Here is a 16239-nt window from a genome sequence, read left to right on the forward strand (position 1 = left end):
CGCACTTGAGCGGACAGATCTCAGCGCTTAGGCCGTGCGAATATAGGCAACAAACTTGGTGACTTCGCTTTGCAGGCGGCTCGATTGTTCTGAGAGGTCTTGAGAGGCCATCAACACTGCGCCTGCCGATTGGCCTGTCTCCCCTACGGTGGAGGACAAATGACCAATATTTGAAATCACATCATGGGTGCCCTGGGCGGCATCATTGACACTGCGCGCAATTTCCTGGGTCGCACTGCCCTGCTCTTCCACCGCGCCGGCAATCGCCGTGGCGATATCGGACACCGTGCGGATGGAGGTCGAGATATTAGTGATTGCCGACACGGCTTCATGGGTGGTCGATTGGATGGTCGCGATCCGCGCACGGATATCTTCGGTCGCGCGCCCCGTTTGATCGGCCAGGGCTTTTACCTCGCTCGCCACTACGGCAAAGCCCTTTCCGGCTTCACCGGCGCGTGCGGCTTCAATCGTGGCGTTTAACGCCAACAGATTAGTCTGCTCGGCCACGGACTGGATCATGGTGATGACCTGACCGATTTGCTCGGCCGCTTGAGCCAGGCCCTCAATGGTTTGCCGCGAATTTTCGGCCTCATCTACAGCCTGGCGGGTGGCATCAAGGGATTGGCTGACTTGATGACCAATTTCGCGAATAGAGGCGCTTAATTCTTCGGTTGCCGTTGCAACAGCTTGGGCATTATGCGCCGTGGTTTCGGCAGAATTAGCCACTTGCGAGGTGCGTTGACCGGCCTCATCGGCCGCCCCTTGCATGATGGACGCCGTTTCCGTCAAAGACCCGGTTGCATTGACAAAGCTCGCGACAATACTGCCCACAACATGTTCAAACTCATCGGCGAGTTTAGATTTCGCCGCCATGCGCTCCCCGGCCGCCTTATCGCGCATTGCCTGACGCTCCGCGCGCAGACGCTCATTATCACGCAGATTATCGCGAAATACCTCAACCGAGCGCGCCATTTGACCAATTTCATCACGGCGCTTGGCCTCTGGCACATCCATATAATCCTGCTCAACAATGCGCGCCATAACCCTGGTCAAGCGCAATATCGGGCGGGCAATGGAGCGCCCAATCCACAGGCTTAACATCATGCCCAACACGATCACGCTGGCCGCAACACTGATCACCCACATCCGCACATGCGCACGGTCATGGGCCAATTGGGCCACAGCCTGACCATTGCCCGCTTCGGCCATGTCTTTCAAAGCGATTAGATCAGGTTGCAAGCTTTGATAATGACCGGCCAAGATCGCCAATTGTGCATCACGCGCCATTTTCAAGTCGGCCCAAGCATGGAAATCGCTTTGATAGCGCTCCATCAGGCTCATGACTTCACGCTTTATGGTATCGGGATAGTCTCGGCTCTGCCAGATCGCGCGAAATTCGCTGACCCGATCATCCAGACGCCCGATATATTTATCATCGCCGCGCATCATGAAATCTTTCTCATGACGGCGCATCATCAACATTTTGACGGTCAGCTCATAATCATTGAACTGCGCCAAACGGGTCTCAACATTATGAACCGCGGTGCGCAAAGCCCCTTCCAGACCCAGATCTTGATTGAGCCCCAAACGCGTGGATTGATCGACCAATTGATTGAAGGCGCTCGCATAACTGGGCAATTTATTCTGCAAATTGCTTAAGGTGATCTGGGCATTTGGGTCATCAACCTGAGCATAGATATCACGCAAGCGCGCATTCATCGCGGTAAATTGCGTACTGAAGGCCTGGGCATGGTTTAGATCACGCTCATTGACGAATTGAGTCTCTAAATCGCGAAGCCGCAGTGCGCCCTGGGCCATGTCATTGGCCCCATCTTTGACGCTGGCAAAGTGATTGACCCGCTCAATGGCATGCTGTGTCGCCCGATCGCCCATCCAAAACGCCACGCTCAACGCCAAGGCAGAGATAAGGCTAAGCGCCCCCAACAAAGCAACGCGTTGGAGAATCGATAAATGACTGAGCTTCAGCATGAACAGGCACCCTTACATGATTTGCAGGCCAGCAAATCCAAACATGGCGCGCTTTTGACATGAGGAAAGCTAACAAAAACTGAACCCCTATTCCCCTTTAACATAAAGAGAATCAGCACTTTCTCCGATCACGGAAGATATATCAATTAAGTGAATGATGACATAACCTAGTGCGTCTCAAGCGAATGGCTTGGACCAATCCGGTCTCACACAGGCCTCGAAGAGCTGAAAAAGAACGCAGCCCTACATTGCGGCATAAAATGGTGATGAGGGAGAGAAAGAAGACTGGCGCGAGTGACGGGGCTCGAACCCGCGACCTCCGGCGTGACAGGCCGGCGCTCTAACCAACTGAGCTACACCCGCCAAGGCGCTCAGCGCACAGTCTTATCTGCAAGCCTCCAACGCCTCTAAAAAAAGAGATGGCGCGAGTGACGGGGCTCGAACCCGCGACCTCCGGCGTGACAGGCCGGCGCTCTAACCAACTGAGCTACACCCGCATAGCGACGTGATGTCGTTTGCAGCGAGGCGTGATGTCTATAGGTCTCAGGTTTTTGGGTCAAGTCGGTTCGCTCACTTCTTAGCAGTCCGAATACAGCCCATTTCAGCACCTCACACGATTGTGGCTAGTGCTTAAGACTTGAAGGATTAGCATAACCCCAAATTCCATCGGTGTGGGGATGCCAAGATGATGCGCTTTATCATGACGACACTGACGCTGCTCTTTTTCGGGGGGGCGTTTTTTCTTACCTCTTGCACCTCGCTGAGATATGTCACTCAGCCTGCGCCTAATAAACCACCCAGAACGGATGCACTGCTGGCGCTGGATCCCGGCCTTGAAGGCCCCCTCAGCCTTGCTCAATGGGAAGACAAGGTCGCGCCGCGTCTACGCACACTTTTACAAGAGACTGTCTATGGCCCTTATCCAGATCCTGCGCCCGTCTCGTTAAGGGCGCGCCGTTTGATTGAAGCGGCTGCTTTTGACGGTCAAGCGCGGTTAGAGGAGATTAGCCTCACCATTGATCATCCCGCCCGCCAGTTTCAGGTTGATCTGGCGATCGCCTTACCCGCACGCAGAGCAGTCAAAGGGCTTTTCTTGATTCCCAATGATTGCGGCAATGCCTATGCGATGAAGGATGCGCGCTTCACGCGAACCTCCGCCTATGTGATGTCTTATTGCAATAGCCAGCCCGGCTTTGGCCTGTGGTCGACCAAGATGATTTTCGGACGCTATGTGCAATGGCCCCCGATTGAATATCTGACCCAGCAAGGTTATGGCGTCATCACCTTCCATGAAGGTCAAATCGTGCCGGATAAAGCCGATGAGGCCCAGCCGATTCTTCAAGACTTCACGCGTGAGGATCACCGCCCCGGCGTCATCACGCTGTGGGCCTGGGGCATGTCGCGCATCACTGACTATCTCAAAACTGATACGGCCCTCAGCGAGGCGCCGATCATTGTGATGGGCCATTCGCGGCGCGGTAAAGCGGCGCTATGGCTCGCGGCCATGGATGCGCGCATCGACATGGTTATCGCCCATCAATCGGGTACGGGCGGAGCCACCCTCACCCGCTCCGATAATGGTGAACCCCTGGCAGATGTCGTGGCCACCTATCCCCATTGGTTCACCCCCGCCTATGCCAACTATGTCGGGCGTGAAACCGAAATCCCGGTGGAGCAGCATCACTTGCTGGCTCTGATCGCGCCGCGCCCCGTTCTGTTGGGCAATGCCTGGCGTGATGTCTGGTCAGATCCGGTCGGGACGTTTGAGGCCGCCCAAAGCGCCAGTCCCGCTTATGCACTTTATGGCGTTCAAGGGCTGGATCAGAACCAACTGCGCCCCTTCCACCCTGAGCACAATCTCGTCTTTCATATCCGCCCAGGCACACACGGCGTCGTGCCCGAAGACTGGCAGGCCTTTATCGCCTTCACCAACGCCCATATTGACAATTAGGCACAAAAAAAGCGCCCCGTGGGGCGCTTTACTTTGGTCTGTCATGGTGGGTGGTGAGAGGCTCGAACTCCCGACCTACTCGGTGTAAACGAGTTGCTCTACCAACTGAGCTAACCACCCGCTGCCGTGACAGGACGCGTCTTGTAGGCGGGCCGACGCGATCAGGCAAGCCCCTTTTTACCGCAAATCTGCAGTCGATGACAGTTGATCTGCACTTATATGAAGGTGCGTACAAATGCGCCCACGATAATCTGGATCTGGGCCAGGCTTTCCTCGCGTGCATCGCTTTGATCAGGGCGCAGCACAGTCAATGTCACCATGCCATGAACCGAGGCCCACAGCGCACGCGCACTACGCTGGCGCTGTGTCATTTCTGTTAGACCTGAAAGCCCTTCTAGCGCCTCTTCCACCAGCTCGAACAAAGCCCGTTCGCGCGCGCGATAGCTTTGCGGAGTGCTGGCCTGTTGGCGGCGATTAAAGGCGAGAACACCCAACCAGGCGCGAGGGTTCGCGCCGATGAAATCAATATAGGCCCCGGCCAGCGCCATCAGGCGATCTTCAACGCTAAGGCCTTCGCGCTGGGCTTTATCCAGACAGGTTTTTTGATGGGTATAGAGCCGCTGATAAGTGCGCGCATTCACGGCGCGGATGATATCATCCATATCGCCATAGAATTTATAAAGCGATCCGGTGCTGATCCCGACGCGCCGGGTTAAGGCCCGCGCCTGCATCCCCTCCAGCCCCTGCTCAGCCATCAAGGCTTCGGCCTCTTCCAGGATCCGCCCTTGCAAAGTGGGATCCAGCGGGGGACGCCCCCGTGTGCGTAGGGGCTTATCGTGTTTTGGGCCGGGGTCAGACTTGGGTGTGCTCATAGCGCACGTCATAGCGTAAAAACTTTTTACGAACAAGGTTCATTTTATCCCTTGATCTTCGGGAGCCTCACCTCTATTCCATTTTATGAACAGCGTTCACAAATAAATATAGCGCCCAGATCTAGGATGGATAACGATGTCCGACATATCTTCAGATGTAATCCCCAGCCGCTTTCGCGTAGGTTGTGGCGGCTTATCCGCCAGCTTATGTGTAATGTTTGGCACTTTAAGCCTTTTGAGTGTGCTAGCCTTTCACTTTCCGGCTTATCTCACGATCCCAGAATTACGCGCAGGCTATGACATCGCCCTGTTGCGTGCGGGGTTGGCCGCCATAATGGCTGCCTGTGGAGCCTTAGGGCTTTATGCGCTGATGAAGGGACGTATCGTCCCCGCCAGCGTGGGCCTTATCGCGCTGACCTTTGCCGCCTTAATGGGCGGTGCTGATACCCCGGTTGGCACCGTGCATGCCAGCCCCTTCTATATCGGCGTAGATTGGTTCGTCATCGGCTTATTAAGCACGGGCATCGTGTTTATCGCATTAGAGAAAGCCGCGCCCTTACGTCCTGACCAAGCTGTGCTGCGCCGTGAATGGAGCCTGGATCTGATGCATTTCTTCATCATGCATTTATTGCTGGGCTTTTACCTGATGATCACCCATGCGGCCTTGACCCATGGCCTTAGCTGGGCCCGGTTTGACACGGTCGTGACCTTTATCCAGTCCCTACCCTTTATCGCTCAATTCTTGCTGATCATGCTGAGTGTTGATCTGGCTGAATATGCCATTCACCGCTGGTATCATCGTGGCGGCTTCGGTTGGCGCATTCATGCGGTCCACCATTCCAGCGAGACCATGGACTGGCTGGCCTCTTCTCGCCTGCATCTGTTAGAGGCCTTGTTCACCCGTACCGCCAGCCTGGCCCCGATCTTCCTTCTGGGCTTTGATACGGCGGTCGTGAATAGCTATGCGATGTTTGTCGGCATCCATGCGACCTTCATCCATGCCAATGTCCGCTTTGATTTTGGCTGGCTGGAATACTTCTTCGTCACGCCGCGCCATCACCACTGGCACCATGCCGACGAAGCCGGCGCGCATAACACCAATTTCGCGGTCCATTTCAGCTTTATTGATCGGATGTTTGGCACGCTATACATGCCCCAAAACGCCTGGCCAGCGCTTTATGGCGTCAGTGATGGGGAACCAGCACCAGACTATATCGCCCACCTGGCCTATCCCTTCTTTCCCAATTGGGCGGGCAAACGCGTGAAAGCTTAGCTCTGCGCAACCAAGGCTTCGGGAGCCTTACCAAGGCGGGTCGGCGTCACATAGTGACCGCTGACCGCTTTGCGCAGCGCCGCCTGTAAACGTAAAATCGTTACCGGCTTCATCACCAGATCACTGACCCCGGCCGACCAGGCTTTGGCGATCTCAATGGAATTACGCGCCCGCGCCATCAAAATGAAGGGCGTATGGGCCAGCACCGGATCATCGCAATTGCGTAGCGCATCCAGGAAGGTCAGGCCCGCCTCGCCTTCCATCTGCCAATTGGCGATAATGATATCCGGGCGTAGACCGCGCGCCAAATCCATCGCCATCGTGGTGCTTTCCGCCATAATCACACGCTCGGCCTGCAGGCGATAGAGCATGACCCGCAGATAGGCCAGGCTCTCGCTTTCATCATCGGCGACCAAAATCGTCAGGCGCTTGAGATGGGCTTCCTCATCGGTGAAATGCGGCACATCATTGAGTTTGGTCTGGGCCGAACGGCCAAACAGGCGCGAATGGCGCGGGGCCAGGCTGGACGCCGCCTCCATGGCGCGCTGTAAAGCTTCGCGCAGAGAATCCCAATTCAGGCGATCATCCGCATCGAGATCAAGCACGCTGAACGCGATCTGCTCGACCTCATCAAAACGCTGCGCCAGGCCATCAAAGCCCAAAGTGCGCGCGCGGGAAGTGAGCGTATGGAGAGCTTGTCCGTGTACGGTGAAAGCCCCTTTGAACTGCTCCACATTGCCAACCGCGATCAAACCTTCATAGATCGGGCTGAACACCCCTTCGATGGAGGTGGCAAAGGCATTGAGAGAGGCATCAAGCTTAGGCATTAAACAATCCGACACGATAACCAACAGGACGAATCAGACACATAGGTCTGCACTCTTGTCCATCAGGCTGCGCTCGGGACGTAAACCCTTCGTTAATGACAAAGGCGCATGCGCAGAACCCTGGGGGTGATCCTGCGCACGCAAGGCCTTATAAAATAACGCGCCTAGGCGCCTTCATGGCTAACGGGGGCCAGACGGTCCGCCCCGTAAGAGCCAAAGTTGTGCACCTTGACCGAATAGCGGCGCAGCACGGAGAGCGCACGGCCGACTTTAGATTCGCTCTCATGCCCTTCGAAATCGAGGAAGAAGAGCTGCTCCCATGGTGAACCGGCAATCGGGCGGCTTTCCAGACGGGTGAAATTGATCCCTTCGGCCTTAAAACCCGACAAGGCATCGAGCAAAGCCCCCGCCTGGTTCGAGGTTGAAAACACGATGGAGGTTTTGCACGGCAATAGGGGCGAAGCGGGCTCTGGATTACGGGCCAGTGCAACAAAACGGGTGTAGTTTTCCGGGTGATCGGAGACATCTGAGCGAATGATGTTGAGCCCGAACAGGCGCGCAGCATCGGCGCTGGCGATCGCGGCAACGCTTTCATCGCCATCCATAGCGAGCTCCAGCGCGCGGGTCGAGGAGGATACGGCCTGGATGCGCATCTCCGAATGATCGCTCAAATAATGCTGGGATTGGCGCAGGGCTTGGGAATGACCATAAACGGTCTTGACGCTGGCCGCGTCCTTGGCCTTACCGACCAGGCAATGCTCGACCTTATAATGATGCTCACCAGCAATTTTCAGCGGGGTATCGCGCATCAGGTCATAGACCTCAACGATGGCGCCGGTGGTGGTGTTTTCAATCGGCAAAAAGGCATATTCGGCCTCGCCTTGATCGACCGCTTTAAAGATCGCCGCAAAATCACGCTTGATCACAGGCTCCAGCGATGAATAACGCCCTTCGAAATGGGCCAGAGCCGCAAAATGGCTATAGCTGCCCGGACCGCCCAGATAGGCCACGCGCGCTTCACGCAAGGCCTGATTGGCGCGCGCATCCAGCCCGGCACGCTGGCGGCGCAGGCTGTCATCAATGATGGTTTGGAAAATCTTCTCAACATAGCCCGAATCCAGGCCCAGCTCTTTACCGCGTGCTACGGCGTGTTCGATCACTTCGCGCTCGCGCTCGGTATCGCGCACCTGCTGGCCGCGCCCGGCTTTCAGACCACCCATACTTTCGCCCAGCTTGCGCCGTTCAGCCAGAATATCGACTAATCTTTGGTCGGCTTCATCAATGGCGGCCCGCAATTGAGCGCGCTCATCCCCCAGTCCCGTCATGGCGATCACCTTTTCGTTTAAGCCATAAAAAAAGCCCCTTCCGTTGGGAGGGGCCGCTTGCCAATTCGCTTTTTGAACACACGCGAACGGTTAGCTGCCCCCTATGGGATAGCCAAAATAAAAGCCAAAAAAGAAAAAGCCGCGCATGTTCATAACGAACAGATTGCGCGGCTCTTGCCTGTGGGTCAATCCACTTTTTAAACTCTATTGCAGTGCAGCTTAGTGGGCGCGGGCCTCACCTGTGCCCTCACCGGCCTTGGCCGCGATACCCGCCAAGGCTTCGGCATCTGCCTCCGTCCATTCCACAGGCTCAACTTTCGCGGTCAAAGCCTGGGTTAGAACTTCATCGACATGCTCAACCGGGATGATCTCCAAGCCTTCTTTGACATTGGCCGGGATATCTTCCAGGTCTTTGACGTTTTCCGACGGGATCAGAACTGTCTTCACACCGCCGCGCAGCGCTGCCAACAGCTTCTCTTTCAAGCCCCCAATCGGCAATACCCGGCCGCGCAAGGTCACCTCACCGGTCATGGCAATGTCTTTACGCACGGTAATCCCACTCAAGGCGGAAACAATCGCCGTCACCATGGCAATACCCGCAGAAGGGCCATCTTTGGGCGTTGCCCCTTCAGGGACGTGAACGTGAATATCGGTATGACGAAAGACGCTGGGCTTCACCCCTAAAGAGGGCGCACGCGATTGCACGAAAGAACTCGCCGCAGAGATCGATTCTTTCATCACATCACGCAGATTACCCGTGACCTTCATCTGGCCCCGGCCCGGCATAGTCACCGCTTCGATGGTCAAAAGGTCGCCGCCGACTTCCGTCCAGGCCAGGCCGGTGACCAAGCCCACACGGTCTTCACCCTCGGTCTCGCCAAAGCGGTATTTCTGAACGCCAGAAAACTCAGCGATATTAGCCTCGGTGATGGTGATCGCCTCAGCCGAGCCTTCAACCAGCTTGCGCACAGACTTGCGCGCCAGGTTGGAGATTTCACGCTCCAGATTGCGCACCCCGGCTTCACGGGTGTAATAGCGGATCAGGGCGCGGATCGCGCTGTCCTCGACCACCCATTCGGCGTCTTTCAACGCATGATTTTTGCGCTGTTTCGGGATCAGGTGACGCTTGGCAATCTCAACCTTCTCATCCTCGGTATAACCGGCAATACGGATGATCTCCATCCGGTCCAGCAAAGGCTGAGGCAGGTTCAACGTGTTCGCCGTGGTGATGAACATCACATCCGACAGATCGTAATCAACCTCCAGATAGTGATCATTGAAGGTTGAGTTTTGCTCTGGATCCAAAACCTCTAACAAGGCAGACGACGGATCACCGCGATAATCGGCACCCAGCTTGTCAATCTCATCAAGCAAGATCAGCGGGTTGGAAAACTTCGCCTTTTTCATCGACTGAATGAGGCGCCCCGGCATGGAGCCGATATAGGTGCGCCGGTGACCGCGGATCTCGGCCTCATCGCGTACACCGCCAAGCGACATGCGGACAAATTCACGATTGACGGATTCGGCGATTGAACGCCCCAAAGAGGTTTTACCCACACCTGGCGGGCCAACCAGGCACAAAATCGGACCACGCAATTTTTTGGTGCGCGCTTGAACGGCCAGATGCTCGACAATCCGGTCCTTGACCTTCTCCAGGCCATAATGCTCGTCATCGAGTTGTTTTTGCGCCTTGGCGAGATCGATCTTGGTGCGCTTTTTCTTGTTCCACGGAATGGACAAGATCCAGTCGAGATAATTGCGCACCACAGTGGCCTCAGCCGACATTGGGCTCATCTGCTTGAGCTTTTTCAGCTCAGCATCGACCTTCTCGCGCGCCTCTTTAGAAAGCTTGGTGTTTTCGATGCGCTCTTCAAGCTCGTTGAGCTCTTCACGCCCATCATCACCCTCACCCAGCTCGCGCTGAATGGCTTTCATCTGCTCGTTGAGATAATATTCGCGCTGGGTTTTTTCCATCTGACGCTTAACGCGTGAGCGGATCTTTTTCTCGACCTGAAGGACGGAAATCTCGCCCTCCATCAAGCCAAAGATTTTCTCCAGACGCTCGGCGACATTGGGATTGGTCAGCAATTCCTGCTTATCAGCGATCTTCACCGCCAGATGCGCCGCAATAGTATCGGCCATCTTGGCGGGATCAGAAATCTCAGCCACCGATGAGAGCGCCTCAGGCGGCACTTTTTTATTGAGCTTGACGTATTCTTCAAACTTCTCTGCCGCCGTGCGCATCAAAGCCTCAAGCTCAGAAGAGGACGTATCATCCTCGTCCAACAGTTCGGCTTCAGCTTCGAAATAGGCCGCATTCTCGATAAATTGCGTCAGGCGGACACGCCGGCCACCCTCGACCAACACCTTGACCGTGCCATCAGGAAGCTTCAACAGCTGCAACACCGAAGCCATCACACCCGTGGGATAAATCCCATCGGGGGCCGGATCATCATCGGCTGCGCTTTTCTGGGTCGCCAATAGAATTTGTTTATCCGCGCGCATCACCTCTTCCAGGGCGCGCACAGATTTTTCGCGCCCTACAAACAGCGGCACAATCATGTGCGGGAAAACAACGATGTCACGTAAAGGCAGAAGGGGAAGTGTCTTGAGTTCGGCCATAGGATTATGCTCCTTATATCGCCACCATACGCCTTACTTATGAAGCACGCTGGTCACGGGCCCGGACCTTGTCTGGCTCCGGTTATCTTGGAAATTCAGCACCAGCTGTGATGAAGGGTTCCTCTTACAAGTGACCACGCCCGCACGCGGGTTCAAGCGTACGGGCGTGAAATATACTGCAAATGTCTGACTAAGCGCCTAACCGCCTGCGTTCAGCCTTGAAAACTCAGGCTCACGAGCGTGAGGATTTATCATCCCCACTTGCTGTTCGCCGCTCAGAATAGATGTTTAGGGGCTTGGCATCACCGGTAACAACCTCGGCATTGACCACAACCTCTTCCACACCATCTAGGCTTGGTAAATCGAACATGGTTTCAAGCAAAATGCCTTCCATGATCGAGCGCAAGCCCCGTGCACCCGTCTTGCGATCAATGGCACGGCTGGCAATCGAGGTCAGCGCATCTTCGGTGAAGGAAAGGCCCACGCCTTCCATCTCGAACAGACGCTGATATTGCTTGATGAGCGCGTTCTTGGGCTCGGTCAGGATCTGAACCAGCGCGCCTTCATCCAGGTCTTCCAAGGTCGCAATGACCGGCAGACGACCAATGAATTCCGGGATCAGGCCAAATTGCTGCAGATCATCTGGTTCAACTTCGCGCAGCACTTCACCCTGGCGACGATCATCGGTAGAGCGCACATCCGCGCCAAAGCCCACAGCCGACCCCTTACCGCGCTGAGAAATCACTTTCTCCAGCCCCGCAAAGGCCCCGCCAACGATGAACAGGATGTTGGTGGTATCCACTTGCAAGAACTCTTGCTGGGGATGCTTGCGCCCGCCTTGCGGAGGAACGCTGGCTACCGTGCCTTCCATGATTTTCAACAAGGCCTGTTGCACGCCCTCACCCGACACATCACGCGTGATGGAGGGGTTGTCGGACTTGCGAGAGATTTTGTCGATCTCATCAATATAGACAATGCCGCGCTGGGCACGCTCAACATTGTAATCAGAGGCCTGAAGCAATTTCAGAACGATATTCTCAACGTCCTCACCCACATAGCCGGCCTCGGTCAAGGTGGTGGCGTCCGCCATGGTGAAGGGCACATCGAGAATGCGCGCCAAGGTTTGCGCCAGCAAAGTCTTACCGCACCCGGTTGGACCGATCAGCAAGATGTTGGATTTTTGCAATTCCACATCGCTGTTCTGGCTGGCGTGATTGAGGCGTTTATAATGGTTATGCACGGCCACAGAGAGCACGCGCTTGGCGTGCGCCTGACCGATGACATAATCTTCAAGCACTTTGAAGATTTCCATCGGCGTGGGCACGCCTTCTTTGGATTTAGTCAGCGAGGTTTTGCTTTCCTCGCGGATGATATCCATACACAGCTCAACGCACTCATCACAGATGAATACCGTCGGCCCCGCGATTAACTTGCGGACTTCGTGCTGGCTTTTGCCACAAAAAGAACAGTATAGCGTGTTCTTCCCGTCGCCTGATGTCGCCTTCGTCATGGTCGCTCCCGTCCGTGCCGGCGCGTCTTACGCTGTTCTTTGCTTTTCATCATCTTACAGTGCACGGCACTGATGAATGAAGTCCAAACAATTTGCTTCGTCTTACATTCGACCACCGCCAGCGGTTCTGATCAAGCGATCATCGCCGCTGGGGCTGCTCATCTCTGCGCCTTATCCACAAGGCTTTGAGAAGAGTAATCGCGAAAAGCTGAGTTTTCATAACCGCTTCAGGAAAGTGCAGCTGCCCAAACCCCTGGTTTATGAAATTTCAGCCCTCGCGCACTTTTTTGCCTTACGCCTCTTCGCGCTGGGCATAGACCTTGTCGATCAAACCAAAGTCTTTGGCTTCATCAGCGGTCATAAAATGATCACGATCCAAGGTCTTCTCGATCGTCTCATAGTCCTGACCGGTGTGCTTGACATAAATCTCGTTCATGCGGCGCTTGATTTTCAGGATGTCCTCGCCATAGCGCTCAATATCCGTGGCCGTACCGCGGAACCCGCCTGAAGGCTGGTGCACCATGATGCGCGCATTGGGCGTGGCAAAGCGCATATCTTTGTCCCCGGCCGCCAAGAGGAGCGAGCCCATAGAGGCTGCGGTCCCCACACAGGCCGTCGCAATCGGACAGCGCACATATTGCATCGTGTCATAAATCGCCAGACCCGCAGCAACATGGCCGCCGGGGGAGTTGATATACATCGCGATTTCTTTTTTCGGGTTCTCAGATTCGAGATAGAGAAGCTGAGCCACCATCAAGCTCGCCATATGATCTTCGATCGGACCGGTCACGAACACAATCCGCTCTTTCAACAGGCGCGAATAAATATCGAAGGCGCGCTCGCCCCGGCTGGTCTGCTCAACCACCATGGGCACAAGGTTCATCATGACATCCTGAGGATCTTTCATCGTCAGCAATTCCTTAAAGAGCACGTTTTGACAAAATCCAAAGCTGGAACACCAACCTTGAAAACACGGTTAATCGCAGTGTGGCAAGCTTGGGTCTTGCGGGCAAGCCATTGCGGGCAGTCTTACCCTCTTCCTAGAACGCAAAACCTTATCGGGAGATTTCTATTTAGGCGCGCCTGTGCATTTTTTCAGCGCTTTTCCCAAGAAAAAGACATCTGGGATGCAGGAACCTCCCCTTATTGGGCCGATCCGCGTCATCCAGACCCAACTTATCGCCTGTCATCCCCGATTTAATCGGGGATTTATAAACCTAGATGACAAAGAAATTAGACCCCGGCTCTGCGCTCCGCTTGGCCGGGAACCCGGTAGCGGTTAACCGGGCGATCAGCCCGCAAGGACGACCGTCCGCCCGCAGCGAAGCGAGGATTACGAAAAAAAATCGCGGCCCCGGACTTGATCCGGGGTCCATCGCTCCGTAAGGGAGCGCAAGCGCACGCGAAGCGAGACTCCAAAGCAAGAGTGTCATCCCGGGCAAGCGTTAGCGCGACCCGGGATCTATTGAGCTTGCCAGAAAGGCCCATAGATCCCGGCTCAAGGCCGGGATGACAGTTTCGAATTGGCTATCGCATTTATGAAGGGATGTGCTCGCCTGTTTACGGGGGAGCTGTCAGCATCGCTGACTGAGGGGGCATTTTCTCTCAAACACTATACGCCCCCTCCTGCCTTTCAGGCCACCTCCCCCGCTTTGCAGGGGAGGATAATCGGGCGATCAGCCCGCAAGGACGACCGTCCGCCCGCAGCGAAGCGAGGATAGAACAATAAGAAACGCGGCCCCAAACTTGATTTGGAGTCTATTCGATAATTATCGATCGCCTTAAATCAATCCGGCCAGAGGGCTGGACGGATCAGCATAGCGTTTTTTAGGCATGCGTCCCGCTAAATAAGCCTCGCGCCCGGCGATCACAGCATGCTTCATGGCGCTGGCCATGCGGATCGGGTCTTTGGCTTCGGCAATGGCGGTATTCATCAACACCCCATCACAGCCCAGCTCCATCGCGATACTGGCATCAGAGGCCGTGCCCACACCCGCATCGACGATGACCGGCACTTTGGCGGCCTCTTTGATCAAGCGAATATTCACCGGGTTCTGAATGCCCAGGCCCGAGCCAATCGGCGCACCCAGAGGCATGATCGCGCAGCACCCGACATCTTCCAGCTTGCGCGCATAAACCGGATCATCAGAGCAATAGACCATCACGTCAAAGCCCTCTTTGATTAGCATATCGGCCGCGCGCAGCGTCTCTTCCATATCGGGATAGAGATGTTTGGGATCGGAGAGCACTTCAAGCTTTACAAGGGTCCAGCCGCCCGCCTCGCGCGCCAGACGCAGCGTACGCACCGCATCCTCACCGGTAAAACATCCCGCAGTATTGGGCAGGAAAATGTATTTTTCCGGATCAATATGGTCGACCAGGCGCTCTTGATTCGGGTCTGAGAGATTGACCCGGCGCACCGCGACCGTGATCATCTCCGCGCCCGAGGCCTCCAAGGCCCGCGCATTTTGAGCATAGCTTTGATATTTGCCGGTGCCGATAATCAAGCGCGATTGCAGCGTGCGCCCGGCCACGACCAGAGGCTCATCCACGGGTAAACCTTGAACGGTTTCAACATCACTGGCGTCCATGGGCTTAGCCTCCTCCGACAAAATGAACGATTTCCAGCCGATCTCCGGCTTCGATATGAATGGTGTCGTAAAGCGAGCGCGGGGCAATTTCCAGATTGCGCTCCACCGCCACCTTCTTGGGATTGAGCGCTAAAGCCTCAAGCAATTGGGTGAGAGTGAGGCCCGCTTGAACCTCGTGGCTTTCGCCATTGACTGTGATCTGTGCCATAACCATCGCTGAGTATACTTGTTTCCTTACCCCATCACGTCGTAAAACCGCGCACCACAGTCAAGATCCCCAGGCGTTATTTGCCGCAAAAAGAGTGTCTCACATGCACACGATCTTCATCCTCAATGGTCCCAATTTGAACCTACTGGGGACGCGTGAGCCGCATATCTACGGCACAATGACGCTGAAAGACATTCAAGAGCTCTGCGAAAAAAAGGCGACGGCGCTAAATTTGCAGATAGACTTTCGCCAGACCAATCATGAGGGGGTTCTCGTCGACTGGATTCAAGAGGCCAAAGGTGCTGCGAAGGGTTTGATTCTCAATCCCGCCGCCTATACGCATACATCTGTGGCTTTGCATGACGCACTGAAAGCGGTAGACCTGCCGGCAATCGAGGTGCACCTCTCTCAGCCGGCGGCGAGAGAGGCTTTCCGTGCGCATTCATATGTGGCTTCGGCTGTTAATGGCACCATTAGCGGCTTTGGGGCTGAGGGCTATGTTCTGGGGCTGGATGCAATCACAACGCTGATTGCGGCTCGGCCTTAAATAGAATGAATGAAAGAGAGTGTTCTGATGGCGTCTAACACGTCCAACCCGCAAATCGATTCGAAACTCGTACGCGAGCTTGCTGATATCTTGAAAGATACCGAGCTGACGGAAATCGAAGTGGAAAAAGGTGAGCTGCGTATCCGCGTCGCCAAGGAAGTCCACGCTGTGGCGGCCAATTACGCCTTCGCACCGCAAATGCCCGCCCCTATGGCGGCCCCAGCCCCTGCGGCGGCGGCACCGGAAACCCCGGCCCCTGCGGCGGCGGCGGATGCAGGCGCACACCCGGGTGCGGTGAAGTCGCCGATGGTCGGCACAGTTTATCTGCGCGCCAATCCGGATTCTGAGCCCTTTAAAAAGGTCGGCGACAGTGTGAAGGAAGGCGAGACCGTCTTGCTGGTTGAAGCGATGAAGACCTTCAACCCGATCACCGCGCCTAAAGCCGGTACGATCAAGGAATTCCTGGTCGATGACGCCCAGCCGGTTGAATACGGCGAGCCGCTCTTCATTATTGCATAAAACGG

The 16239-nt window shown here is 55.5% G+C and carries 13 protein-coding genes and 3 tRNA genes; 4 read left to right on the plus strand and 12 right to left on the minus strand.

The features are described from left to right. Positions 1–27: 27 nt before the first annotated feature. The 3 genes from H151_RS16310 to H151_RS0111885 all read right to left on the minus strand — a co-directional run bounded on the left by H151_RS16310 (position 28) and on the right by H151_RS0111885 (position 2486). The gene (locus tag H151_RS16310) at positions 28–1989 is read right to left on the minus strand and encodes a methyl-accepting chemotaxis protein (RefSeq protein ID WP_019961890.1); all 1962 of its coding nucleotides are present in this window, start codon (positions 1987–1989) and stop codon (positions 28–30) included. 286 nt (positions 1990–2275) lie between these two features. Beyond that, positions 2276–2352: transfer RNA gene (locus H151_RS0111880), tRNA-Asp, on the minus strand. Between the two features lie 57 nt (positions 2353–2409). Beyond that, a tRNA-Asp gene (locus H151_RS0111885) sits at positions 2410–2486 on the minus strand. 203 nt (positions 2487–2689) lie between these two features. On the opposite strand from H151_RS0111885, the gene H151_RS16315 reads away from it, so the two are divergent. Further along, on the plus strand, positions 2690–3940 hold the full coding sequence (locus H151_RS16315) for a glucuronyl esterase domain-containing protein (RefSeq protein ID WP_156823492.1): 1251 nt from the start codon (positions 2690–2692) through the stop codon (positions 3938–3940). A gap of 44 nt (positions 3941–3984) precedes the next feature. Here H151_RS16315 and H151_RS0111895 read toward each other — a convergent pair. Together H151_RS0111895 and H151_RS16320 are read right to left on the minus strand one after the other, a co-directional pair. After that, positions 3985–4060, minus strand: a tRNA-Val gene (locus H151_RS0111895). A gap of 95 nt (positions 4061–4155) precedes the next feature. Next, a complete protein-coding gene (locus H151_RS16320) occupies positions 4156–4812 on the minus strand; it encodes a TetR/AcrR family transcriptional regulator (RefSeq protein WP_019961892.1) in 657 nt (218 codons plus the stop codon). A 136-nt stretch (positions 4813–4948) separates the two neighbouring features. Between H151_RS16320 and H151_RS16325 the strand changes: the two genes are divergently transcribed. Further along, positions 4949–6085, plus strand: coding sequence for a sterol desaturase family protein (locus H151_RS16325; RefSeq protein WP_083918572.1), 1137 nt, complete (start codon positions 4949–4951; stop codon positions 6083–6085). On the opposite strand, the gene H151_RS0111910 is transcribed toward H151_RS16325, so the two are convergent. The 7 genes from H151_RS0111910 to thiS form a co-directional block, all read right to left on the minus strand. Next, positions 6082–6912: a response regulator gene (locus H151_RS0111910; protein ID WP_019961894.1), complete on the minus strand. Its 831-nt coding sequence runs from the start codon at positions 6910–6912 to the stop codon at positions 6082–6084. The two genes, H151_RS16325 and H151_RS0111910, sit on opposite strands and share 4 nt — an antisense overlap. Before the next feature lie 164 nt (positions 6913–7076). Continuing rightward, on the minus strand, positions 7077–8237 hold the full coding sequence (gene pheA, locus H151_RS0111915) for a prephenate dehydratase (protein WP_019961895.1): 1161 nt from the start codon (positions 8235–8237) through the stop codon (positions 7077–7079). Between the two features lie 219 nt (positions 8238–8456). After that, positions 8457–10859, minus strand: coding sequence for an endopeptidase La (gene lon, locus H151_RS0111925; RefSeq protein ID WP_019961897.1), 2403 nt, complete (start codon positions 10857–10859; stop codon positions 8457–8459). A 232-nt stretch (positions 10860–11091) separates the two neighbouring features. Continuing rightward, entirely contained in the window at positions 11092–12369 is a 1278-nt protein-coding gene (gene clpX, locus H151_RS0111930) for an ATP-dependent Clp protease ATP-binding subunit ClpX (RefSeq protein ID WP_026353990.1), read from the minus strand. A gap of 292 nt (positions 12370–12661) precedes the next feature. Further along, positions 12662–13276, minus strand: coding sequence for an ATP-dependent Clp protease proteolytic subunit (locus tag H151_RS0111935; protein ID WP_019961899.1), 615 nt, complete (start codon positions 13274–13276; stop codon positions 12662–12664). Positions 13277–14150: 874 nt separating this feature from the next. Then, positions 14151–14960, minus strand: coding sequence for a thiazole synthase (locus tag H151_RS0111940; protein ID WP_019961900.1), 810 nt, complete (start codon positions 14958–14960; stop codon positions 14151–14153). Between the two features lie 4 nt (positions 14961–14964). After that, positions 14965–15168, minus strand: a complete 204-nt coding sequence (gene thiS / locus H151_RS0111945; RefSeq protein ID WP_026353992.1) for a sulfur carrier protein ThiS — start codon at positions 15166–15168, stop codon at positions 14965–14967. A gap of 103 nt (positions 15169–15271) precedes the next feature. On the opposite strand from thiS, the gene aroQ reads away from it, so the two are divergent. Together aroQ and accB are read left to right on the plus strand one after the other, a co-directional pair. Beyond that, positions 15272–15715 (plus strand): type II 3-dehydroquinate dehydratase, encoded by a 444-nt coding sequence (aroQ, locus tag H151_RS0111950; protein ID WP_019961902.1) that lies wholly within the window; start codon positions 15272–15274, stop codon positions 15713–15715. Positions 15716–15742: 27 nt separating this feature from the next. Next, positions 15743–16234 (plus strand): acetyl-CoA carboxylase biotin carboxyl carrier protein, encoded by a 492-nt coding sequence (accB, locus tag H151_RS0111955; protein WP_019961903.1) that lies wholly within the window; start codon positions 15743–15745, stop codon positions 16232–16234. Positions 16235–16239: the final 5 nt, after the last annotated feature.

This window comes from Woodsholea maritima DSM 17123 (assembly GCF_000382325.1).
Taxonomy (GTDB): domain Bacteria; phylum Pseudomonadota; class Alphaproteobacteria; order Caulobacterales; family Maricaulaceae; genus Woodsholea; species Woodsholea maritima.